Annotated in this window: 24 protein-coding genes; 15 read left to right on the top strand and 9 right to left on the bottom strand. The window is 62.9% G+C overall.

The window, feature by feature from the left end:
* Positions 1-6 precede the first annotated feature (6 nt).
* Genes ACUXUR_RS10025 through ACUXUR_RS10015 form a run of 3 tightly spaced genes read left to right on the top strand, consistent with a single transcriptional unit; the run spans position 7 to position 2,179 of the window.
* Complete coding sequence (locus tag ACUXUR_RS10025) at positions 7-861, top strand: ABC transporter permease (protein WP_445502209.1); 855 nt, start codon at positions 7-9, stop codon at positions 859-861.
* Positions 861-1,649: an ABC transporter ATP-binding protein gene (locus ACUXUR_RS10020; protein ID WP_445502208.1), complete on the top strand. Its 789-nt coding sequence runs from the start codon at positions 861-863 to the stop codon at positions 1,647-1,649. Before ACUXUR_RS10025 ends, ACUXUR_RS10020 begins: the two co-directional genes overlap by 1 nt.
* A gap of 20 nt (positions 1,650-1,669) precedes the next feature.
* Positions 1,670-2,179: an OsmC family protein gene (locus tag ACUXUR_RS10015; RefSeq protein ID WP_445502207.1), complete on the top strand. Its 510-nt coding sequence runs from the start codon at positions 1,670-1,672 to the stop codon at positions 2,177-2,179.
* Between the two features lie 156 nt (positions 2,180-2,335).
* Here ACUXUR_RS10015 and ACUXUR_RS10010 read toward each other — a convergent pair whose 3' ends face one another.
* On the bottom strand, positions 2,336-3,658 hold the full coding sequence (locus ACUXUR_RS10010) for a penicillin-binding protein activator (protein ID WP_445502206.1): 1,323 nt from the start codon (positions 3,656-3,658) through the stop codon (positions 2,336-2,338).
* Positions 3,659-3,798: 140 nt separating this feature from the next.
* Here ACUXUR_RS10010 and rsmI point away from each other — a divergent pair, with 140 nt between their 5' ends.
* Both rsmI and ACUXUR_RS10000 read left to right on the top strand, forming a co-directional pair.
* Entirely contained in the window at positions 3,799-4,737 is a 939-nt protein-coding gene (rsmI, locus tag ACUXUR_RS10005; protein WP_445502205.1) for a 16S rRNA (cytidine(1402)-2'-O)-methyltransferase, read from the top strand.
* Positions 4,738-4,826: 89 nt separating this feature from the next.
* The gene (locus ACUXUR_RS10000) at positions 4,827-5,204 is read left to right on the top strand and encodes a YraN family protein (RefSeq protein WP_445502204.1); all 378 of its coding nucleotides are present in this window, start codon (positions 4,827-4,829) and stop codon (positions 5,202-5,204) included.
* Here the strand turns inward: ACUXUR_RS10000 and ACUXUR_RS09995 are convergent.
* Positions 5,201-6,073 carry a LysR family transcriptional regulator gene (locus ACUXUR_RS09995; RefSeq protein ID WP_445502203.1) on the bottom strand — a complete coding sequence of 291 codons (873 nt, stop codon included), beginning with the start codon at positions 6,071-6,073 and terminating at the stop codon, positions 5,201-5,203. The two genes, ACUXUR_RS10000 and ACUXUR_RS09995, sit on opposite strands and share 4 nt — an antisense overlap.
* A 103-nt stretch (positions 6,074-6,176) precedes the next feature.
* On the opposite strand from ACUXUR_RS09995, the gene ACUXUR_RS09990 reads away from it, so the two are divergent.
* Positions 6,177-6,386 (top strand): YjiS-like domain-containing protein, encoded by a 210-nt coding sequence (locus tag ACUXUR_RS09990; protein WP_445502202.1) that lies wholly within the window; start codon positions 6,177-6,179, stop codon positions 6,384-6,386.
* Here ACUXUR_RS09990 and ACUXUR_RS09985 read toward each other — a convergent pair.
* The gene (locus tag ACUXUR_RS09985) at positions 6,383-7,252 is read right to left on the bottom strand and encodes a lipid kinase (RefSeq protein ID WP_445502201.1); all 870 of its coding nucleotides are present in this window, start codon (positions 7,250-7,252) and stop codon (positions 6,383-6,385) included. The two genes, ACUXUR_RS09990 and ACUXUR_RS09985, sit on opposite strands and share 4 nt — an antisense overlap.
* Positions 7,253-7,573: 321 nt before the next feature.
* Here ACUXUR_RS09985 and gshB point away from each other — a divergent pair, with 321 nt between their 5' ends.
* Complete coding sequence (gene gshB / locus ACUXUR_RS09980) at positions 7,574-8,521, top strand: glutathione synthase (RefSeq protein WP_445502200.1); 948 nt, start codon at positions 7,574-7,576, stop codon at positions 8,519-8,521.
* Between the two features lie 148 nt (positions 8,522-8,669).
* On the opposite strand, the gene hemW is transcribed toward gshB, so the two are convergent.
* Positions 8,670-9,830 (bottom strand): radical SAM family heme chaperone HemW, encoded by a 1,161-nt coding sequence (gene hemW / locus ACUXUR_RS09975; protein WP_445502199.1) that lies wholly within the window; start codon positions 9,828-9,830, stop codon positions 8,670-8,672.
* Positions 9,831-10,135: 305 nt separating this feature from the next.
* Here hemW and ACUXUR_RS09970 point away from each other — a divergent pair, with 305 nt between their 5' ends.
* Positions 10,136-10,801, top strand: coding sequence for a TetR/AcrR family transcriptional regulator (locus ACUXUR_RS09970; protein WP_445502198.1), 666 nt, complete (start codon positions 10,136-10,138; stop codon positions 10,799-10,801).
* 180 nt (positions 10,802-10,981) lie between these two features.
* Positions 10,982-11,458, top strand: a complete 477-nt coding sequence (locus ACUXUR_RS09965; RefSeq protein WP_445502197.1) for a DUF2852 domain-containing protein — start codon at positions 10,982-10,984, stop codon at positions 11,456-11,458.
* A 186-nt stretch (positions 11,459-11,644) separates the two neighbouring features.
* Here ACUXUR_RS09965 and rdgB read toward each other — a convergent pair whose 3' ends face one another.
* Together rdgB and rph are read right to left on the bottom strand one after the other, a co-directional pair.
* Entirely contained in the window at positions 11,645-12,286 is a 642-nt protein-coding gene (gene rdgB, locus ACUXUR_RS09960; RefSeq protein WP_445502196.1) for an RdgB/HAM1 family non-canonical purine NTP pyrophosphatase, read from the bottom strand.
* A complete protein-coding gene (gene rph, locus ACUXUR_RS09955) occupies positions 12,283-12,996 on the bottom strand; it encodes a ribonuclease PH (protein ID WP_445502195.1) in 714 nt (237 codons plus the stop codon). Before rph ends, rdgB begins: the two co-directional genes overlap by 4 nt.
* A 143-nt stretch (positions 12,997-13,139) precedes the next feature.
* Here rph and hrcA point away from each other — a divergent pair, with 143 nt between their 5' ends.
* The 5 genes from hrcA to ACUXUR_RS09930 all read left to right on the top strand — a co-directional run bounded on the left by hrcA (position 13,140) and on the right by ACUXUR_RS09930 (position 18,584).
* A complete protein-coding gene (gene hrcA / locus ACUXUR_RS09950; protein ID WP_445502194.1) occupies positions 13,140-14,231 on the top strand; it encodes a heat-inducible transcriptional repressor HrcA in 1,092 nt (363 codons plus the stop codon).
* Positions 14,232-14,333: 102 nt separating this feature from the next.
* A complete protein-coding gene (locus ACUXUR_RS09945) occupies positions 14,334-14,747 on the top strand; it encodes a hypothetical protein (protein WP_445502193.1) in 414 nt (137 codons plus the stop codon).
* Positions 14,748-14,867: 120 nt separating this feature from the next.
* The gene (locus ACUXUR_RS09940) at positions 14,868-15,146 is read left to right on the top strand and encodes an STAS domain-containing protein (protein ID WP_445502192.1); all 279 of its coding nucleotides are present in this window, start codon (positions 14,868-14,870) and stop codon (positions 15,144-15,146) included.
* 144 nt (positions 15,147-15,290) lie between these two features.
* Entirely contained in the window at positions 15,291-17,096 is a 1,806-nt protein-coding gene (lepA, locus tag ACUXUR_RS09935; protein ID WP_445502370.1) for a translation elongation factor 4, read from the top strand.
* 252 nt (positions 17,097-17,348) lie between these two features.
* Positions 17,349-18,584 carry an MFS transporter gene (locus ACUXUR_RS09930; RefSeq protein WP_445502191.1) on the top strand — a complete coding sequence of 412 codons (1,236 nt, stop codon included), beginning with the start codon at positions 17,349-17,351 and terminating at the stop codon, positions 18,582-18,584.
* A 3-nt stretch (positions 18,585-18,587) separates the two neighbouring features.
* Here ACUXUR_RS09930 and arsC read toward each other — a convergent pair whose 3' ends face one another.
* The 3 genes from arsC to ACUXUR_RS09915 all read right to left on the bottom strand — a co-directional run bounded on the left by arsC (position 18,588) and on the right by ACUXUR_RS09915 (position 21,148).
* Complete coding sequence (gene arsC, locus ACUXUR_RS09925) at positions 18,588-19,013, bottom strand: arsenate reductase (glutaredoxin) (protein WP_445502190.1); 426 nt, start codon at positions 19,011-19,013, stop codon at positions 18,588-18,590.
* Between the two features lie 11 nt (positions 19,014-19,024).
* Entirely contained in the window at positions 19,025-20,305 is a 1,281-nt protein-coding gene (locus ACUXUR_RS09920; protein ID WP_445502189.1) for an HWE histidine kinase domain-containing protein, read from the bottom strand.
* Positions 20,306-20,509: 204 nt separating this feature from the next.
* A complete protein-coding gene (locus ACUXUR_RS09915; RefSeq protein WP_445502188.1) occupies positions 20,510-21,148 on the bottom strand; it encodes a hypothetical protein in 639 nt (212 codons plus the stop codon).
* A 140-nt stretch (positions 21,149-21,288) separates the two neighbouring features.
* On the opposite strand from ACUXUR_RS09915, the gene ACUXUR_RS09910 reads away from it, so the two are divergent.
* Positions 21,289-22,122 (top strand): lytic murein transglycosylase, encoded by an 834-nt coding sequence (locus tag ACUXUR_RS09910; protein WP_445502187.1) that lies wholly within the window; start codon positions 21,289-21,291, stop codon positions 22,120-22,122.
* Positions 22,123-22,250 lie beyond the last annotated feature (128 nt).

Here is a 22,250-nt window from a genome sequence, read left to right as displayed (position 1 = left end):
AGCGCCGTGACAGGCGAAATCGCAGCTTCCGCCTGGTCCTCCCAACAGGGTGCCGCCGCTCTCGCGGCCCCTTCCCTTGCCGAGAAGCGGCGCGCCTTCGACTGGCGCATCCTTCTCGGCTTTTTATTACCCATCGCCGTGGCGCTTCTCTGGGAAGCCGCGGTGCGCTTCGGCCTCGCGCAGGGCCGCCTCGTCCCGCCGCCGAGCCGCATCTTCGCCACGCTCTGGTCGTTGGCCGAGACAGGCGAACTCTGGACGCATGTCTGGACCACGCTCTGGCGCGTCCTCACCGGCTTCGTCATCGGCGCCGTCGCCGGCATCGTCTTCGGTGCGCTCTCCGGTTCCAGCGAAACGGCTCGCCGCCTGCTCGATCCGACGCTTCAGGCGCTCCGCGCCATTCCTTCGATCGCCTGGGTGCCGCTCTTCATTCTCTGGCTCGGCATTTTCGAAGCCTCGAAAGTGGCGCTGATCGCGGTCGGCGTGTTCTTCCCCGTCTATCTCGGCATTGCCGGCGCGATCCTCTCCGTCGACCGCAAGCTCGTGGAAGTGGGCCAGGTATTCCGCCTCTCGCGCTTCAAGCTCGCCAAGCGCATTCTGCTCCCTGCCGTTCTGCCCGAGGCGGTGATCGCGCTGCGCTCAGGACTGGGCCTCGGCTTCATGTTCGTGGTTGCGGCCGAATTCATGGGCGCCTCCGAGGGTCTCGGCTATCTGCTCGTCGACGGACAGCAGATGGGCAAGCCCGATCAGATCCTTGCCGCCATCATCGCCTTCGCGCTTCTCGGCAAGCTCGCGGACAGCCTGCTCGTTCTTCTCACCAAGCCGCTCGTGCGCTGGCAGGACACCGTGCGGGAGAGGCTCTGATGCTCGAACTCGAACACCTCTCCAAAACTTATGCCGACGGCACACGCGCACTCTTCGACATCAACCTCTCCGTCCGCGAAGGCGAGATCGTCTCGCTGATCGGCGGATCGGGCTGCGGTAAAACGACGTTGCTGCGCCTGATCGCCGGTCTTGACCGCGCAAGCGCCGGCGCGATCCGGCTCGACGGCGAAGTGCTCTCCGGTCCGCACCCTTCCGTCGGCATCGTATTCCAGGAGCCGCGCCTGCTGCCATGGCTGTCGGTTTTCGACAACATTGCCTTCGGTCTCGAGCACATCGGCGCGAACGAGCGCAAAGCGCGCGTCGAGCATGCGCTCGGCAAGGTCGGCCTGTCCGAGCACGCCAAGCGCTGGCCGCGCGATCTCTCCGGCGGACAGCAGCAGCGCGTGGCGATTGCCCGGGCCTTCGTAACCAACCCGAAAGTGCTTCTGCTGGATGAGCCCTTCTCCGCGCTCGATGCCTTCACCCGCGCGAGCCTGCATGAGCACCTGCTCGGATTGTGGGAGGAAACGCGCCCGACCGTCGTTCTCGTGACGCACGATGTGCAGGAGGCCGTGACGCTCGCGGATCGCGCCGTCGTCATGCAGCCGAAACCCGGCCGCATCTTCGATGAATTGCCCCTCACGCTGTCGCGCCCGCGCGACAAGACGGGCCTTCCTTTCGAGAATTCGGTGCGCCGCGTCTTGACGGCGCTCGATCATTCCCTCAACCCATCTCAACAGCAGCCGCAGCGGGAACGCGACCGGCAGGCTGCCGCATTGTGGTGGTAGATCATTTAAGGACAGGCATCATGGACTCGACCGAACTGCGCGCTCTGCAGGCACCGCTGAAGGATCAATATCGCAGCAATCCGGAATCTGCCGTCATCACGCTGAAGGCGCAGGGCACGCTGGATGACCAGCACATCGCCTGCAAGGTCGAGACCGGCCGCGCGCTTGCCGTCGCGGGTCTTCACCCGGCGACCGGCGGCTCCGGCGCGGAGCTGTGCTCCGGTGACATGCTGCTCGAAGCGCTCGTCGCCTGCGCGGGCGTGACGCTGAAAGCCGTCGCGACCGCTCTCGAGATCGATCTGCGCCACGGCGCCGTGAAGGCCGAGGGCGATCTCGATTTCCGCGGCACGCTCGGCGTCGACAAGACAGCACCGGTCGGCTTCAGGGACATCCGCCTCTCCTTCGAGGTGGACACGGATGCGCCGCAGGAGAAGATCGATCAGCTGCTCAAGCTGACCGAGCGCTATTGCGTGGTGTTCCAGACCCTCAACAACAAACCGAATCTGAGCGCGGTGCTGACGCGCAAGTAAGAGAAACGGTCCTCATCCGCTTGCGCTTCATCCTGCAAGTCTCCCTTGTCATCACCGGCCTTGTGCCGGTGATCTCGCTTCGGTGAGGCGCAACGCCTTTCAGATCGGGATGGCCGGGACAAGCCCGGCCATGACGGTGAGAGCTTATTGATGCGATCAGTTGTTCGCCATCAAGGTCCGCGGCGCGGCGTTGATCACGACAGCCGTGCCGCCCCGGATTTCCTGAACGGTCAGAGCGCGGTCATTGGTGCCGTTGGGGTTGAAGCGGAACACGCTGTCGGCACCGGCAAAGCCCGATCCATTCGTCAGCACGCTGTCGTTGAAGGCCTGCGGCCCCTGCATGCGGGCGAGCGCAGCGGCAAGCGTCACCGCATCGTACGAGAGCGTTGCGAGACGCACCGGGTCGCTGTTGAAACGCGCACGATAGCGCGCGGCAAAATCCATGAAGCCCCTTTTGTCCGGCGCGGCAAACCAGCCGCCCTGAAGCGTCGGCAGCCCGAACACGCGCGCCTCGTCCCATACACCGGTGCCGAGCGGCTTGACCTGCTGGGCATTGAAGCGAACCATCTGGAGCGCCTGCGCGACGGCGGGCAATCCATCACCGTTCTCAGGAATGAACAGCGCATTGGCCTGCGGCGCGAGCCCGCCGATCACCCGCGCCAAGCGTTGAACGGCCTCCTGCGGTTGTCCGGCGGGATAGCGCTCGACGGCGACGAGGCGGATGCCGTTTTCCGCAGCAGAGTCTCGCAGCTGCGCCTCCGCCACGCGGCCATAAGCCGTCTCCGGGATCAGGGCGGCCACGGAGCGGCGGTTCTGCGCAGCCGCAAAGGCAACGATGCGGTCGACCTCCGCCTGCACCATGAAGCTCAGGAGATAGACGCCCTGCGCGGCCGCGGCGCGGTCGGAGGAGAAGCCGATGAGCGGCTTGCCCACCTGGCGCGTCACCTGCCCCGCCGCCTGGACGGAACCGGCAAAGAGCGGACCGAGGATGAGCTGGGCTCCTTCCGCAACGGCCTGGCTCGCCGCTTCCTGCGCACCTTCCGGCGTGCCGCGATCGTCCTTGACGAGAAGGGTGAGATCGGAGCCCTGGAACTCGCTGAGGGCGAGATCCGCGGCGTTGCGCATGCTCTGCGCCACCAGGGAGCCCTGGCCAGGGGCGGAAAGCGGGAGGATCAGCGCGACCTTCACAGGGCCGTTTCCGAGGGTCGTGCCACGCATCTGAACCGGCACAGGGCCCACAGGGGCGGCCTGCATCGGGGCGGCCTGGATCTGGCCGACAGGAGTGTCCTCTGGAGGGAGATCGGCGTTATAGACGGGCTGAGAGGGCGCAGATTGCGGGGCGGGTCGGCTCGCCTTCCGCGTTTGCCGCGTCGGGCCTGCTCCGACGCATCCGGACAGCGCGAGTGCGCCTGTCAACATGACAGCCAAGACCGCCCGGCTCGGCCAGCCCTGCTCCATAGCCCCGGAAAGAGACGCCATCTCCACCCCCTTTTGGAAACAGCTCATCGGACATGCGGCCAACCTTGGCACGAAAAGGTAAACATTGTTTCCAAGACCGGCAGGACGGGAAGCCAAGGCTTCTTCCGCCGGCCGGGGCATTCATGCGAGAATAACAGGTGATGACACAGAGAATCGACAACCGGACCCGGCGGCGTGAGCCGGGCGAACGGACCGCCACCTTCACCGCCTTCGGCCTTGCCGCCGAGGCCAAGCCCCTGACGCCCGGCCTTTACGTGGTCGCGACCCCCATCGGCAACCTGCAGGACGTGTCCTTCCGGGCGCTGAACGTGCTGGCGGCGGCGGACGCGATCCTGGCCGAAGACACGCGGGTCACGAAGACGCTGCTCGCCCATTACGGCATCACCACGCCGCTGGTGGCCTATCACGAACATTCCAACGACGCCGTGCGCGAGCGCATGGTCCACCGCATCCGCGAGGGCCAGGCTCTGGCGCTGGTGTCGGATGCCGGCACGCCGCTCGTGTCGGATCCCGGCTACAAGCTCGTGCAGACCGCCATCGAAGAAGGATTGCCGGTGACGCCCATTCCCGGCCCTTCCGCCGTACTCACGGCCCTTGTCGCCTCGGGTCTGCCCACGGACCGCTTTTTCTTCGAAGGTTTCCTGCCGCCGAAGAGCGCGGCGCGCCGGACGAGACTCGCGGAACTCGCCTCGATCCCCGGCACGCTGATGCTGTTCGAAGGGCCGCACCGCCTGCCTGAAATGCTGGCCGACGCGGCCGCCATTCTCGGTGAACGGCAGGCGGTCGTGGCGCGCGAACTCACGAAGATGTTCGAGACGATCCGGCGCGGCACCTTGCCGGAACTCGCCGCGCAGTTTGCGGAAGAAGGTCCGCCGAAGGGCGAGATCGTGGTGCTGATCGGCGAAGCGACGAAAGAGATGCATGCGGAAAAAGCCGACGCCGCCCTCGACGCCAAGCTCGAAGCAGCCTTGAAGAACCATTCCATCAAGGATGCAGCGGCTCTCGTCGCGGCAGATCTCGGCCTGCCGAAGCGCGAGGTCTATGCCCGCGCTCTCGAACTCGCGAAACGGGACGCATGAAGACGGCGCGCAAGCATTTTCCGGCGAAGTGGTTCCGGTTCGCCGCGAGAAAATGCGCCACGACAAAGAAGAGAGCTGATTCCACTCGCGTGGAATCAGCTCTCGAACGTCGACGCGCAACGTTCCTGCGCGGCCACTATGCCGAGTGGGTTGCGCTGCTGTTCCTGCTTGCGAAAGGCTACCGTCCGCTCGCCCGCCGCTATGCGGCTGCGGGGGGCGAGATCGATCTCGTCATGGCGCGCGGCGACACCATCGTGTTTGTCGAGGTAAAGGCGCGCGGGCTCATGGACGATGCCCTGTCGTCCATCACCGCGATCAAGCGCCAGCGCTTCTCCCGCGCCGTGCGGGCATGGCTTGCACGCCATCCTCACGCGCAAGGAAAGACATGGCGGGCGGATGCGGTGTTCATCGCGCCGAAGCGGTGGCCGCAGCACATCGTGTCGGCATTCGAGCTTGCGATTTCTTAAGCCGCGATCTTGCGAGGATCACGCACCGCGTCCCGGATGAACCGCGCCATTTCCTGCACGATGTGATTGCCGCCACCTTTCGGCAGGTAGAGATTGACCATGAAAGGCGGAAGCAGCGGCAGGCCGGTATCGGGCCCCAGCACTTCCAGATTGCTCGGCACGGTCGATGCCATCCATGCCATCACGGCCGTATCGGCGGCAACGGTCGCAACCTGCGCCGATGTATTGGTGGAATCGAACACCGAGCGCCATTCGATACCGGCCTTCTGCAAAGCCTCACGGACCGGTGCGCGAAAAGCGCAATCGGAGCAGCCGATGGAGACCGGCAGCGGACGTTTCCACGCCGCCTCGCCTCCCCGCGCGCCAACCCACACGAGACGATCCATCACGAGGTTCTCTCCTTCTGCATCGCAGGTGAGTTCGGTCGCCATCACCACATCGACCCTGCCGGACGCAAGCTTCCCGCGAAGCTCGGCGCTCGAGCCGCTGTTGAGCGAGATCTGCACGCGCGGGTAGCTGCGCGCGAAGCTCTTCAGGAAGGTGGGCAGATAGGTGGTGATGATGTCGCTCGGGATCCCGAGGCGGATTTCGCCCTCGAATTCCGGCGTCGTCATTTCGGTCCAGATTTCGTCGTTCATGGCGAGCAGGCGCTTGGCGCGCCCGAACAGCCGCTCGCCCGCGCTCGTCAGGGTCATCCCTCGCCGATCGCGGGTGATGAGCTCCTCGCCCAAGGTCTCCTCGAGCCGCTTGATCTGCTGGCTCACCGCCGCCTGAGTGAGATTGAGGACCCCCGAGGCCGCGGTCATGCCGCCCATGTCCACGACGGCGACGAACGCCCTCAAAAGGCTGACATCGAGATTGTAGGGCATGGACCCTCTCCATAACGGATCATTATTCTCAATATAATGAACATTCGTTTCACTTATGCAAGTGGCAGCCCCATACTCTCCTCATCAACTCAAGGAGAGCGCTATGTCAGCCTTTTCGAACACCTGCTCGGAAACTTATGAGACCTCGGCGCCCCGCCCTGCCGGCCTCAAGAACTTCTTTTCGGCCGTCATGCGCGAAATCCGCATCCGCCGTGCCATGCGGGAGGTCGCAGCCCTGGACGATGCCACGCTCCATGATATCGGCCTCGGGCATGGCAGCATCGAGGATGCCGTCCGTTGTGGCCGCCGCTAAGGTGCAAACACAGTAACGGCGCAGGGCCTGATGGAGAAATGCGCAGGCGTCCGGGTCACGATCTCGCCATCCGCATTGATCGGTCTCGACCGTCTTGTGCGGATGTCGAACTCCTTGGCGCGGATCGCCCGCACCTCGCTCCAGGCGCCGTGTTCCCCATAACGGAACGAGCGCGCCATGAAGGCGAGCTTCCAGGCGCGCTCGAATTCCAGGCTGTAGAGATCGAGGTGCTGATCGTCGATGGCCGCATCCTTCTCCACCGCATTGCCGCCACCATAGAAGCGCCCATTGCCGACGGCGATCTGCAACGTCCGCACGCGCACGGATTCGGTTTCGCTCGTGATCGTCGCGCGAAAAGGCTTGGCCTGTGCCAGCACCTTCATGGCCACGAGCGCATAGCCGAGCCGACCAAAGCGGCGCTTGATGTCATGGGTCAGTTGCTGCGCGAGTTCCGCCGAGAGGCCGAGGCTCGCCACGTTGAAGAAAGGCTGGCCATTGACGACGCCCAGATCGATCCTGCGGGTATGCCCATCGGCAATGACCTGTGCGGCACCATCGAGATCGAAGGGGATTTCCAAGGTCCGGGCCAGGTCGTTCGCTGTTCCCAGAGGCAGGATGCCGAGCGGCAGGCCGGCCTCGATCACACCGAAAGCAGCCGCATTCAGCGTTCCATCGCCTCCGCCGACAACGGCGAAATCCACCCCTTCGCGATTCTTCACGATGAGAGGCGACAGGTCTTCTCGCCGTCCGCATTCCACATGAACGGGCTCGATTCCGTGGGACTCAAGGGCCTTGATGGCCGCTCTGGTCTGGGATTCGCCGCTTCGGCTCTTGGCGTTGATGATGAGGAGGGCGCGGCGTGACATGACCTATCAGATGAGGGAGCTTGGGCTTACCCGCAAGGGTTCAGGGAAAGCCTGGCGCGAGGCTATTCAATAACACCCTTCCTTCTTTTTCGTTCATTCCGGCACCACGAGAGTTGCCTTCCTCAAGAAACAGTCCAATAAACCCGCCTCATCGGAGCCGTTTCCACGTGTGTGGAATCGGCTCCGTTCCTTGCCGTGCCGCATTTTTGATGGCGAACCGGGACCACTTCGCCGAAAAATGCTCATTCTCTAGAGTAGCACATCGTTTTCAGCGGAAAATCGGGTCCACTTTTCCGCACGATGCGCCAGGAGACCACAATCATGACCCTCACCGTTGCGATCCAGATGGATCACATCAACAGCATCAAGATCGCAGGCGATACGGGCTTCGCGCTCCTGCTCGAGGCGCAACGGCGAGGTCACCAGATCATGCACTACACTCCCGACCGCCTGTCCCTGCATGACGGCAAGGTGGTCGCGCTTGTGGACCCCATCGAGGTGCGGGATGAGGAGGGCAACCACTTCACGCTTGGCAAGCCGGAGCGAGTCGATCTCTCGACCGTCGACGCGGTGCTCATGCGTCAGGACCCGCCTTTCGACCTCGCATACATCACCGCCACGCATTTCCTGGAACGGATTCACCCAAAGACTCTCGTGGTGAACGATCCCATGCATGTGCGCAATGCGCCGGAAAAGATCTTCGTCACGCAGTTCCCGCATCTCATGCCGCCGACGCTGATCTCCCGCGACAAGGCGGAAATCGAGGAGTTTCGCCGCGAGCATGGCGACGTGGTGATGAAGCCGCTCTACGGACATGGCGGCGCCAGCGTGTTCAAGGTGGGTCGCGAGGATCCGAATTTCGGCTCGCTCTACGATCTTTTTTCCACCCTCTTCCGCGAGCCCTGGGTGATCCAGCGCTTCCTGCCGAAGATCACGGAAGGCGACAAGCGCATCATCCTCATCGACGGCGAAGCGGCAGGCGCGATCAACCGCGTCCCGGCCGCCAATGATATCCGTTCCAACATGGTGCGCGGCGGGGCTGCGAAGCCCACCGATCTGACGCCGCGCGAGCGCGAGATCTGCGAGACCATCGGCCCGGATCTCAAGCGGATGGGCCTCATCCTCGTCGGCATCGACGTGATCGACGGCAATCTCACCGAGATCAACGTGACGGCCCCCACCGGCATCCGTGCCATCAAGCGCCTCGGCGGGCCTGACCTTGCGGTGACGGTGTGGGATTCAATCGAGTCGAAGGTGAAGCGGGTGTAACACGCCCCCTGTCATCCCCGCGAAGGCGGGGATCCATAACGACAACTGCTGCAGGACAGATGCCATGGCATCCGCTTTGTCCTGAAAGGTTGTGTTTATGGATTCCGGGCTCCGCTGCGCGGCCCCGGAACGACAGGGCAAACCTTTATTAAGCCGCCAATTCCGCGATCACCGCATTCAGCACCGGAAAGCCCTTCTCCGTCACGGCAAGACGCGTGCCGTCGATGCGGATGAGGCCTTCCTCTTCGAGAATGCTCACCCCTCGCGCATTCAACGGCCTCCCCGTGAACGCCTCGTAGCGGCGCGGGTCGATGCCTTCTTTCAGGCGAAGGCCCATGAGGAGGAATTCGTCGCCCTCGGCCTCGGAGGTGAGCACCTCCTCCTCGATCACGCCGTGGCCCTCGCGCTCGACATGGTTGAGCCATGTCTCGGGATGTTTTTCGGTCGAGGTCGCAAGCCGCGCATTGCCGGTGACGAGACGCCCGTGTGCGCCTGGGCCGATGCCGGCATATTCGCCGTAACGCCAGTAGAGCAGATTATGCCGCGATTCCGCGCCGGGCCTGGCGTGGTTGGAAATCTCGTAACCCGGAAGCCCATGCTTCTCGCAGGTTTCCTGCGTGATGTCGTAAAGCGCGCGGCCCGTCTCCTCGTCCGGCACGGTGATCTTGCCCGCATCGAACAGCCGCTGAAACCACGTGCCGGGCTCGATGGTGAGCTGATAGAGCGAAAGATGCTCCACGGCGTAGCCGATCGCCTGCTCGAGCTCTTGAGCCCACGCTTCGGGCGTGTGGCCTGGACGCGCGTAGATGAGGTCGAAGGAATAGCGGTCGAAGATCGACGCTGCAATCTTCACCGCGGCGAGCGCCTCTTCAACCGAATGCATGCGACCGAGGCGGCGCAGGTCCGGATCGTTGAGCGCCTGCACGCCCAGCGACACACGGTTGATGCCGGCATGACGATAGCCGCGAAAGCGCTCAGCTTCGACGCTGGTTGGATTTGCCTCGAGCGTGACCTCGGCGTTCGGGTCAATCGGCCAAGCACCGCCGATGGCATCGAGGATTGCGCCGACGGTCTCCGGTTTCATGAGCGAGGGCGTGCCGCCGCCGAAGAAGATGCTGCTGACCGTGCGACCGGGAATACGCGCTGCCGTATGGGCGATCTCACGCTTGAAGGCCGCCAAGAATCGCTCCTGATCCACCGGCTGGTGGCGGACATGGCTGTTGAAATCGCAATAGGGGCATTTGGAGGCGCAGAAGGGCCAATGGACATAGACGCCAAAGCCCACATCGCGCGTCGGATGATCGATCATGGGCCGTATATGGCAGTTCCAGGCAGAAACGTCACGGGTGGCGTTGTCGCGTCGTTGCCATCGGACATGCGGTCATCCCGGGTTCTGCTGCGCAGCCCCGGGATCGTCTGATGAGTATGGCGCTTTACTCGGCGGAGGATCCCGGATCGGCTTCGCCGTCCGGGATGACGCTTCTTGGAATTCTCTGCGCAAACTTTTCCGAACCTCTTGCCTAAGTGGTTGTTCATCCTTCATGAGCCCTGCGCCCTAGCCACTTGGGGAGCGGAGACTTAAGATTGGTTCTTGGAGTGTCCAAAGGAGCCATCATGCGGCATTGGCGCGGCCCGTTCGATCGGCAGGGCTATCACCACGGCAATCTGAAAGAGGCGCTGATCGAGGCAGCGCAGCGCTTCATTGCCGAGCGCGGCCTTGGCGGATTCACCCTGGCCGATGCCGCCAAGCTCGTGGGCGTCACGCCCGCAGCCCTCTACCGGCACTTCCGGGGCCGTGAGGCCCTGGTGGCCGAAGTGGCCTTCCGCGGGTTCGACGAGCTCGCCAAGCGGCTCGGGAAGGCGCTTCAAAGCGAGGGAACGCCACGGGAGCGCTTCACCCGCATGGGCGAGGCCTATCTTGCCTTTGCCGAGCAGGAGCCGGGCTTCTACACGGCCATGTTCTCAGCAAAGCCCCAGGAGGGTGAAGGCTGCGGCCCGTGGGGCAAAGGCCCCCCAGACAAATCCAACGCTCCGGCCACGGCATTCGACTATCTGGTCGAGGCGCTCACCAAGACCTATCCCGAGGGTTTCCAGGGCGTGGATGTCCGTTTCATTGCCCTTGAGGTCTGGGCCCTCTCTCACGGCATCGCGACCCTCGATGCCGCAGGCCAGCTTCCGAAAGGTCCGGGTTTACCGGACAAATACGAGCTGCTTCGCGCAGGCGTCCTCGCCCTGGTCCACGGCGCTCTGAAGGACAAGCCTGGGACGGCCGGCCGCTGACGGCTGCTGGATGAGCTTCCGTTCCCCAAGCCTTCTCCCCTTCTCCGTGGAAAGCCTTCTTCATGGGAAGCCTTCTCCAGGGCTGTCCTCGACTTACCAAAAATCGAACAAACCTCCCTTGAAAGCGCCAAAATCGATCCGCATGTTAATGTTGTTAGCATTAACATAGCGAGACTTACGATGTCTGACTCTGCTTCAACCGCCTGGAACCAGGGCCCTCATGCGGGACCTTGGAATGCCGGCGCTCACCGCCGCTGCGGGCGCTCACCCCGACGCGGTCTGGAGATCGTCGCCATCATCCTGGGCTTCATTTGGTTCTGGCCGCTCGCGCTGGCCTATCTGGTGTGGAAAATGTGTGGATATCCGAAATACGACGAGGCGAGGGCCTTCTTCCGCGACACCTTCGGCCGCACGGCTGAGGACCTGTTCGGATCGCGCCGCCCCACCGGCGGCTTCGGCTATGCGAGCTCAGGCAATGCGGCCTTCGACGAGTACCGCCGCAGCGAGCTGGAGCGTCTCGAGGAGGAGCGCCGCAAGCTCGACGAGGAGGCCCGCGCCTTCCGTGAGTTCGTGGAGGAACTGAAGCGCGCCAAGGATCGCGAGGAGTTCGACGCCTTCATGGCCAAGCGCCGCGGCAACGGCCCGACGAACGTTTAAGCCTCAAACAAGCGAAGCGCCCTACGGGGCGCTTCTGCTTTTGGAACTTGTTTACGTCATGGTACGTCATGGCCGGGTTTGTCCCGGCCATCTCGTTTCCAGCCCCATTGTCCTCATCCTGAGGAGAGCAGAGGCAAGTTGTTACTAAGATCACCGGCACAAGGCCGATGATGACGAGAGGTGGCGCTAAGCCCTTCGCAAACACCCCGCCGCGAGCTTGAGGAAAGCGCGCGCCCGGTGGGAGAGACCTTCCGGCTCCGGCTTCGACCAGTCGATGCCGTGCTTTTCCTCCGATGACAGCTCGCCGAAGGTCTGCGTAAAACCGTCCGGCTGGAACATGGGATCGTAGCCGAAACCCTTCTCGCCGCGCGGGGGCCAGACCACCTCGCCGAACACGCGGCCCTCGAACAGCTCCTCATGCCCATCGGGCCAGGCGATGACGAGAGCTGAGACGAAGTGAGCGCGCTTGTCGGTCGCTTCGCGCTTTTCCATCTCGTGATGCACCCGCTCCATGGCAGCGTAGAAATCCCTCTTGGGACCGGCCCAATCCGCCGTGAACAACCCCGGTGCGCCGTCGAGCGCGTGGACGCACAATCCGGAATCGTCGGAGAGCGCGGGAAGGCCCGTGGCTTTCGCCGCAGCGTGTGCCTTGATGGCAGCATTCTCTGCAAACATGTGACCCGTCTCGTCGGGAACCGGCAGGCCGAGCTCGCCCGCCGACACGGCCTCCACGCCGAAGGGAGCGAGCAGCTCCTGCATCTCACGCAGCTTGCCTGCATTGTGGGTGGCAATGACGACCTTGCCGGTAAGAGGACGGTGCTGCATCACGCCACGGCCTTCTTCTGCAGCTCCACGAGTTGCGTCACGCCCGCCTTGGCGAGACGCAGGAGGTTCAGGAATTCCTCTTCGGAGAAGGGCTTTCCTTCCGCCGTGCCCTGCACCTCGACGATGCCGCCGGAACCCGTGATGACGAAGTTGGCATCCGTCTCGGCGGCGGAATCCTCCGCGTAATCGAGATCGAGCACCGGCTGGCCCTGATAGATGCCGCAGGAAATGGCGGCGACGGGCTCGCGCAGCGGGTTGATGGAAATGATCGAGCGGTTCTGCATCCAGGTGAAGCACTCGTGTAGGGCGACCCAGGCGCCGGTGATGGAGGCCGTGCGCGTGCCGCCGTCGGCCTGGATCACGTCGCAATCGAGCACGATCTGCCGCTCGCCGATGGCCGGCAGGTTCACCACGGCGCGCAGCGAGCGGCCGATGAGGCGCTGAATCTCCTGCGTCCGGCCGGAGGGCTTGCCGGAATTGACCTCGCGCTTGGTGCGCTCATGCGTGGCGCGGGGCAGCATGGAATATTCCGCCGTCACCCAGCCCCTCCCGGTGCCGCGCAGCCACGGCGGACCTTTCTCCTCGAGCGAAGCGGTGCAGAGCACCTTGGTGTTGCCGAAGGTCACGAGACAGGAGCCTTCCGCATAGCGCGCGACGCTTCGCTCCAGGGTGACGGGACGCAATTCGTCGGGGGCGCGGTTGGAAGGACGCATGTTCGTTTCTCCATCAGGCTTGTTTGAAGCCTCTTTGGGGCCAGGAGGCGGTTTAGGCAAGCGAAAGCCTTGCCTAAAGCACCGTTCACCCGCACATAATGACCACTTGCAGGGTGGAATTGTGAAAGCGTAGAACCCATCGCATGCACGCCAACGGCTCCTTCTCGAACCTGTCGGACACCCGCGCCATTGCGGAGCTGAACGACCGTTCCCGCGAGATTTTCCGCCAGATCGTCGAGAGCTATCTCGTGACCGGCGAACCCGTCGGCTCGCGCCATCTCTCCCGCATCCTGCCGATGACGCTCTCCCCCGCCTCGATCCGCAACGTGATGGCGGATCTGGAGGCGGCGGGCCTGATCTTTGCGCCGCATACCAGCGCCGGACGCCTGCCCACGGAAATCGGCCTGCGCTTCTTCGTGGACGCCATGATGGAAATCGGCGACGTGACCGCCGACGAGAGGGCGCGGATCGAGGCCCAGATGCGCGCGGCCGCTTCCGGCCACACCATGGAAACGGCGCTCGCCGAGGCTTCGGCGCTTCTGTCGGGCGTCTCGCGTGGCGCGGGCGTGGTGCTGACATCGAAATCCAATGCCAGCCTCAAGCACATCGAATTCGTTCGACTCGATCCCACCCGCGCCCTCGTGGTGCTGGTGTCGGAGGACGGCTCCGTCGAGAACCGCCTCCTCGATCTGCCCGCAGGCCTGCCCGCCGGCGCCCTGGTGGAGGCAGGAAACTTCCTTAATGCCCGCATTCAGGGCAAGACATTGGGTGATCTCAAGCGCGAGATCGAAACCCGCCGCGGGGAGATGGAGCGCGAGCTCGACGCGCTCACCGCCAAGCTCGTGGAGGCAGGTCTTGCCACCACCGTAGGCCCGGCGGAATCGCGCCAGCTCATCGTGCGCGGCCAGGCGAACCTGCTCGACGACCTGAAGGCGGTGGAAGACCTGGAGCGCATCCGCCTGCTCTTCTCCGATCTCGAAACCCAGACCGACGTGATCGACCTTTTGAGCCGCGCCGAGGGGGGCGAAGGCGTGCGGATCTTCATCGGCTCTGAAAACAAGCTGTTCTCGCTTTCCGGCTCCTCGATGATCGCAGCCCCCTTCCGGGACGGCAGCCAGAAGATCGTCGGCGTTCTCGGGGTCATCGGCCCGACACGGCTCAACTATGCCCGTATCGTGCCGATGGTGGATTATACGGCCAAGGTGATCTCACGCATTCTGGAGCAAGGGCGATAGTCACTGTCTCCCACACTTTGCCGTGAGAGAGGAAACTAACCTTATCGCAAGCGTTAAACCTCCGTCCCAAAGGGGCAAGACCCCATCCTACAGGAGGTTACCTTGAAGAGATTTACATTCATCGCCAGCGCTGGTCTCATCATGCTTGGGTCGATCGGCCTCGCGCAGGCACAGGTCAGCGGCACGCCAAACTCCCCCTTCCCGGATGCCGCTCCGCATGAAGTTCAGATCATCAACGGCGTGCCCTGCCGCACCGTTCTCGACCATGGAACCAACCAGCGCATCCCGGTTCAATGCGCCGGCCCGTCCGGCATGATCGGCATGGAGCCAGCGACGACTGGAAGCATTTTCGCTGCCCCCGCTCCTGGAATTCCTGGTGCTCCCATCTCCGGCACTCCGGCCTCGCCCTTCCCCAATGCCGCACCGCATGAGATTCGCGTCATCAACGGCGTCCCGTGCCGCACCGTGCTTGTTCCGGGTACCGACCAGCGCGTTCCCGTGGAATGCGCTCGCTGATCTTCCATCCTTGACGACAAGCGCAGGCACGCGACCTGCGCTTGTCGCATCGGGACCGGTGAATCCGACCATCAAACCGCGTGCCGCTCAGCTTTCGGACAGAGCAATGCATAGGGTAAGATGATCCCGGTCTCTGCCCGGGAAGGCGACGTGCGGACCTGCCAAGTGAACCGCGAGATCTTTTTCGCCACGGTGGAGGCCTTCCAGCACGCCTTTGACTGCCGCGAGCAGGGCCAGGAAGGGATCGTCACCGAGGTCCATGCCTTCCATTTCTGGGATATCATCGGCATCAACGCCCTCGACCGGGTTGTGCTGAAGTTCCGCCACCACGATATTCCGGTGGAGATCGCGGGCCTGAACGAGGCCAGCGCCACTCTGTTGCCCCTGGGTGCCCACTAGAAAGAAGGGGCAAAGCTCGCCTCCGTGCACGGAAGGGCCCGAATCGACCCCGGAACGGCTACGCGACACCGCCTTCCCTTGGCTTTATGAGGCCGGGCTGCTATTGCCCGGCCAACAGGGTTTCAGACCCGCCTGAGTTTCATGATGACCGCACGTACGTTCGACAACATCCGCAATTTCTCCATCGTGGCCCATATCGACCACGGCAAGTCGACCTTGGCCGACCGCCTGATCCAGACCACGGGGGCGCTTTCCGCCCGCGAGATGACGGAGCAGGTGCTCGACAGCATGGATATCGAGCGCGAGCGCGGCATCACCATCAAGGCACAGACCGTGCGCCTGGAATACAAGGCTCAGGACGGCAAGACCTATATCCTGAACCTCATGGACACCCCCGGCCACGTGGACTTCGCCTATGAAGTCTCCCGTTCGCTCGCCGCCTGCGAAGGTTCACTGCTGGTCGTCGATGCCTCTCAGGGCGTGGAGGCCCAGACGCTCGCCAATGTCTATCAGGCCATCGATGCCAACCACGAGATCGTGACTGTCCTGAACAAGATCGACCTGCCCGCCGCCGATCCGGACCGGATCAAGGAGCAGATCGAGGAGGTGATCGGCATCGATGCCTCCGACGCGGTTCCGATCTCGGCCAAGACCGGTCTCAACATCGAGGGCGTGCTGGAGGCCATCGTCCAGAAGCTGCCGCCGCCCAAGGGCGACAAGGAAGCGCCGCTGAAGGCGATGCTGGTCGATTCCTGGTACGACGCCTATCTCGGCGTGGTCGTGCTCGTGCGCATCATCGACGGCACGCTGAAGAAGGGCCAGACCATCAAGATGATGGGAACCGGCGCGACCTACGGTGTCGACAAGATTGGCGTGTTCCGGCCCAAGATGACCGATGTGGATGTGCTCGGCCCTGGCGAGGTCGGCTTCCTCACCGCATCGATCAAGGAAGTGGCCGACACCCGCGTCGGCGACACCATCACCGATGACCGCAAGCCCACCGCCGAGGCGCTTCCCGGCTTCAAGCCGGTACAGCCGGTGGTGTTCTGCGGCCTCTTTCCCGTGGATGCCGCCGACTTCGAAAACCTGCGCGCTGCCATGGGCAAGCTCCGCCTCAACGACGCGAGCTTCACCTACGAGATGGAAACCTCGGCCGCTCTCGGCTTCGGCTTCCGTTGCGGCTTCCTCGGCCTCCTGCATCTCGAAATCATTCAGGAGCGCCTGGAGCGCGAGTTCAACCTCGACCTCATCTCCACCGCGCCGTCTGTAGTTTATCACCTGCGTATGGCCGACGGCACGGCGAAGGAGCTGCACAACCCGGCCGACATGCCGGATGTGATGAAGATCGAGGCCATCGAGGAGCCGTGGATCCGCGCCACGATCCTCACGCCGGACGATTATCTCGGCGCCGTGCTCAAGCTCTGCCAGGATCGACGCGGCGTGCAGATCGATCTCAACTATGTCGGCAAGCGCGCCATGGTTGTCTACGACCTACCTCTCAACGAGGTGGTGTTCGACTTCTACGACCGCCTGAAGTCGGTCTCGAAGGGCTATGCTTCGTTCGACTATCACATCTCCGACTATCGCGAGGGCGACCTCGTGAAGATGTCGGTGCTGGTGAACGGCGAACCGGTGGATGCGCTCTCCATGCTCGTGCACCGCACCCGCGCCGAAGGCCGTGGCCGCGCCATGTGCGAGAAGCTCAAGGAGCTCATCCCGCCGCACATGTTCCAGATCCCGGTGCAGGCGGCCATCGGCGGCAAGATCATTGCCCGCGAAACCATCCGCGCGCTCCGCAAGGACGTGACCGCCAAGTGCTACGGCGGCGACGCCACCCGCAAGCGCAAGCTGCTCGACAAGCAGAAGGAAGGCAAGAAGCGGATGCGCCAGTATGGCAAGGTCGACATCCCGCAGGAAGCCTTCATCGCCGCGCTGAAGATGGATACGTAAACTCGGCCCACACCTCCACGCATCTTGATGAGCCTGGCTTGATATCGAGCCAGGCTTTTTTGCTGCCCTGTCAAACTTCGGAACCCGACCTCCCGGCCAGAGTTCAATCCAGGCACAGGGCTCGTCTCCCAACGGTCTCCACAAAGCACGGCGTTTCTCCCACGTCGGGCTTCGGCATGCCATGGGTATACGGTTGGCGAGTTGAACCCTGACAAGACAAACTCAAAGAAACTCGCCTTTTCAGGAGAGCCCATGCCCACCTCCATGCGCTCTGTGCTGCCGACCCTGGTTGCGCTTCTTCTCGGCTATGCCCTCATGCAGATCGGCAACACTCTGCAGGGCACTCTCCTGAGCGTGCGCGGCAGCATCGAGCAGTTCTCACCCACGATCATCGGCGCTGTAGGCGCGGCCTTCTGGGCAGGCATCGTCGTGGGCTCTCTCTGGGCCGGACGCGTCATCCAGCAGGTGGGACACACGCGCGCCTTCGCGGCGTTGGCTGCCATCGCGGCAAGCGTCGCACTTCTCCATCTTCTCGTAATCAACCCAATCGTCTGGATCGCTGCCCGTGCGGTGACAGGCTTCTGCTTCGCGGGGCTCTTCATCGTCGTCGAGAGCTGGCTCAATGCCTCCGTTACGGCCCAGGCACGCGGGCAGATCCTCAGTGTTTACGGGATGACGGGGCTCATCGCAGGCATTGGCGGACAAATGCTTCTTCCGACCGGCGATCCAGCCGGATTCAGGCTGTTCTGCTTTGTCGCCGTTCTCATCTGCCTCGCGCTCGTGCCGACCGCGCTCTCACGAGCGGTTGCACCAGCCCATGCGGTCGGCGACACCAGGATCAACCTGATGCAGCTTTACCGACAATCGCCATTCGGCGTGGTGGCTGCCGTCCTCTGCGGCATCACCACCAGTTCGTTCTTCGCGCTCGGCCCCATCTGGGCGCAGGAGCGCGGGTTGAACACGGCGGAGATCGCAATCTTCATGGCCTGCGGTACGCTTGGAGGCTTCGTCACCACCTGGCCGCTCGGCTGGTTGTCGGACCGGATGGACCGGCGCCACGTCATCATCGCCGCATCGGCTATGGCGGCCACCATCCTGATGGCATTGATCCATTTCGTGCCGCCGACAGTGCCGACATGGCTGATCTTCATCTATGTCGCGGTTTTCGGCGGCAGCGTGATCCCTACCTACAGCATCGTCACCGCGCATGTGAACGACATGGTCAGGCCCGGCGAGTTTGTGGCGGCAGCCGGCGGCCTTCTGATCCTCCAGGGTGCGGGCTCCGTCATCGGGCCTGTCATTTCGGGCCTCGCGATGACGGAGTTCGGACGCCTGGGACTTCTCTATATTGTCATCGTGGCTCAGGCTCTCATGGCGATCTGGGGAGCCTATCGCAGCCTCATGCGTGCATCCCCTCCCCAAGCCGAGAAGGAACTCTTCGTTCCGGAACCTACGGTTCCTGTCGGGACGCAGCTTGAAGCGTCTTGAGACTCAGGCCGTTCGAGCGCGACGACCTGCTGCGTCCACGACGATCTCGCCATCTTCCTTCCGGAACTCGCCCAATTGCGGCGGAAGGATATCGATCACTGTCTCGGAAGGACGGCAGAGGCGCACACCGAGCGGGGTGACGACGATGGGGCGGTTGATGAGAACGGGGTGTTCCATCATGGCATCGAGCAGCTGATCATCACTCAACGACGGATCATCGAGCCCGAGTTCGCGATACGGCGTCCCCTTTTCGCGGATGACGTCGCGCACACCCAGGCCCATGCGCGTGATGAGCTGGCGCATGAGCAATCGGGTGGGTGGCGTCTTCAGATACTCGACGATATGCGGCTCGATCCCGGCATTGCGGATCAGCCCCAGCGTATTGCGCGAGGTCCCGCATTGCGGATTGTGGTAGATAATCACATCCATGATCCGTATCCTTAAGAGGAGGCCAGGGGAACCTTGATCCGGCACTCCAGGCCGGTGGAAGCATAATCGACCTCGATGAGACCGCCGAGCTCGTGCACGATGCTGCGGTCGATGAGGCGTGTTCCAAAACCCTGGCGTTTGGGCTTCGCGACCGGAGGTCCGCCCTGTTCATGCCAGTGAATAAGGAGCTGGCGTTCGCCGGCAGCGTCCGTCTTGAGATTCCAGGTAATCGAGAGCTGCCCCTGAGGCGATGACAATGCACCGTATTTGATGGCGTTGGTCGCCAGCTCATGGAAGGCCAGCCCGAGGCTGAGAGCCTGCTGAGGCTTGAGCCGGACAGCGTCTCCTCGAGCCTTGATGCGCTCTTGGTCGATGCCTCCGTGCGGTCGAAGTTCAGCCTCGATCACTTCGCTCAACGACGCGCTCTCCCAGTAGGTTTGGGTCAGCAGATCATGGGTGGCGGACAGCGCCATCAGGCGGGCCATGAAATTAGACTGGAACGCCTCAGGATCGGGGCTGCTGCGCATGGTCTGGATCGCGAGGGACTGCACTGTCGCCAGAGTATTCTTGACCCTGTGATTGAGCTCATGAATCAGGAGCGATTGCCGCTCCTCCGCCTTCTTGCGGCGGGTGATGTCCAGACACGCCCCGATCATGTAGAGCGGCTTTCCTTCAGGATCATAGACGGGACGGCTGCGATCATAGATCCACCGCTCCTCCCCTTCAGGGAGAACCGCCCTGAACTCGTACTCAATCGTCTTTCCATGCTTGATAGAATCCCCGATCACGGTCCTTGCGTAGCCCCGATCCTCAGGGTGAATGAGACTGACGAACTCCTCCAGATTGCGCGGTGTCTTCTTCAGGCTGAGCCCGAACACATTGACCATGGCCGGATCCCACTCGACGATGTCTCTCTGGATGTCCCATCGCCATGTCCCGGTGTTGGAGACATCAAGCGCTGCAAGGAGCTTCTCCTGTGCCTCCCCCAGGCGCTCAACCGCGCGCCTCATGGATGTCGCGACCAGAACCACCAGAAGCGCCCCCAGCGTGAACAAGACAGTACTGGTCACATCCGCTGCCGAGAGAGAGCCGAAGCCCGTGCCCGACGTAAAAAAGAAGTACCAGGTTGCCGCAATGCTCAGGGCGATCGCCAGCAGGCCCGGCCAGAGACCTCCGATGACCGCAGCCAGCAGGACGGCCGGGAACATGGTGACGAACGGGGCCGTGGGGCCCATGACAGCCGTCAGGGCAAGGCGCACAGCGGTCGCAACGGTGACACAGCCGACGGCCATCCCCATCGCGAGAGGAGAATTGGCAGGGACTATCTTTGTATAACGGGTGAGCACGAAACCGGCTTTGTGCGAGGAGGGACTATGACGGTTCTACATAGAACAAGGGCTCACGACTTGAAATGAGCTCTTGCGGGAAGACCGATCCATTCCCTTTTGCGAGTTACGGAGGAGAGTTTTCATGGCGGATGCCGCTGTATCCCTGGTTTAGAAAGCCATTTGGCTGCCGCAGATATGTCCATGGTGCACCTTCAGGCCTGACAGAAGGCTGCGCACTAGAGAATCGTACTCTTCCTTCTCAGCGACATTCGAGAAGGAAAGCTCAAGAACCCACTCCTCTGAAAGGGGGACGATGAACGCCTCGACTGTCAACGGGCCGGAGGGAAGATGAGCATCGACCCACGTTGCGGACCATCGGGTCGTCTCCGGGGAGAGAGACACCAAGGAAACAGACTGGGCAGGACGGCCGAGAAGGCTTTCATAATCCTGCTGAAGGAAGGCGGCATCCCGGCTCGCCAGATCAGCTTGCTGCAGTCCGCGAAGCTCATGTGCAGGGCGAAGACTGACCTTGAGCTCCGCATTAGAAAGCACCGACTTCAGGCGCGTTTCCATGCCGCCCGTCGTGGAGCGCCATTCCTGCTGAAGTGCGAAGGAGAAGCACAGGTGAGAGGCGACGTGACCTGCGACTCGAGTCTGTCGGAGTTGCTGATCGAACTGCATGCGCATGAATTCACCAAAGCCGGAGGCACCCTGCAACGGGATCTTTGCGGCCTGGGCTCCCGGGATCCCGCACAGAATGGCCGCCACCAATCCCACGCACGACAGCCCTGCAAGATAGTGTCTCATCTCTTCCGATTACCTTCAGATCGGCCTCTCTTCATGGCAACGCCTCAAAGCTCGGCAGGTTGCCTGAAGCGCAGCGGCCTTGAGTTGCCTGACAATGACCCTACCTCGCTCCACAGCTGAACAATTCTGGGAGAGAACTCATGCAGGCTTTGCTGCGCGCCTCGGTCATTGCAACTCTTCTTCTTACGGCGGGACATGCCACGGCCGCCACCTGCCGGGATCCCGCCGGATTCGAGAAATGGCTTGGGGATATCGAGCAGGAAGCCATCGCGCAGGGCATTTCACCGGAGGCGGTGAAACGAAGCCTGTCGGGTGTGACATTCGATCAGAGCATCATCCGGAAAGATCGTGGCCAGGGTGTGTTCAAGCAGAGCTTTGAACAATTTGCCGGACGCATGGTGTCGCCCGCGCGCCTGAAAGGTGGAGCGAACATGCTTAAAAAACATGCCGCGACCCTCTCACGGATCGAACAGCGCTACGGTGTGCCGGGTCCCGTGCTCGTGGCGATCTGGGGTCTTGAGACGGATTTCGGCGCGGTGAAAGGCAACCTCCCCGTCATCCGCTCGGTCGCAACTCTCGCCTATGATTGCCGTCGCTCGGAATTCTTCCAGGCGCACCTCTTCGATGCCCTGCGCATCGTCGATCGCGGCGATCTCTCACCTGCCGAGATGCGTGGGGCATGGGCAGGCGAGATGGGGCAGACACAATTCATGCCTTCGAACTACGTGAAACATGCCGTCGACTTCGATGGGGATGGACGCGCGGACCTGCTCCACTCTCCGGCTGACGTTCTGGCTTCAACGGCCAATTATCTCAAAAGTCACGGCTGGGTCAGGGGCAGCGGCTGGGAGCCCGGCTCGCAGAATTTCGAAGCGATCCGCGCCTGGAACAAGTCGCAGGTCTATTCGCAAACCATTGCTTATTACGCCACCAAGCTTGCAGGTGGAGACACCTCGGCGTTCCCGAGCCAATGAAGCCTAGAGCATCGCATCGCTCTGAGCGGAGAACCGGGTCCACTTTTCACTGACGCGGCCCTGCGGGTCCGCACGATGCGCTAACTGAAAAGGGCGGGTATGAAGCCCGCCCTTTTTCTGTGGTGAAG

The sequence above is a fragment of the Microvirga medicaginis genome, from assembly GCF_052658925.1.
The sequence above is the reverse complement of the archived record's forward strand: the minus strand, read 5'-3'. Positions and strand labels throughout refer to the sequence as shown.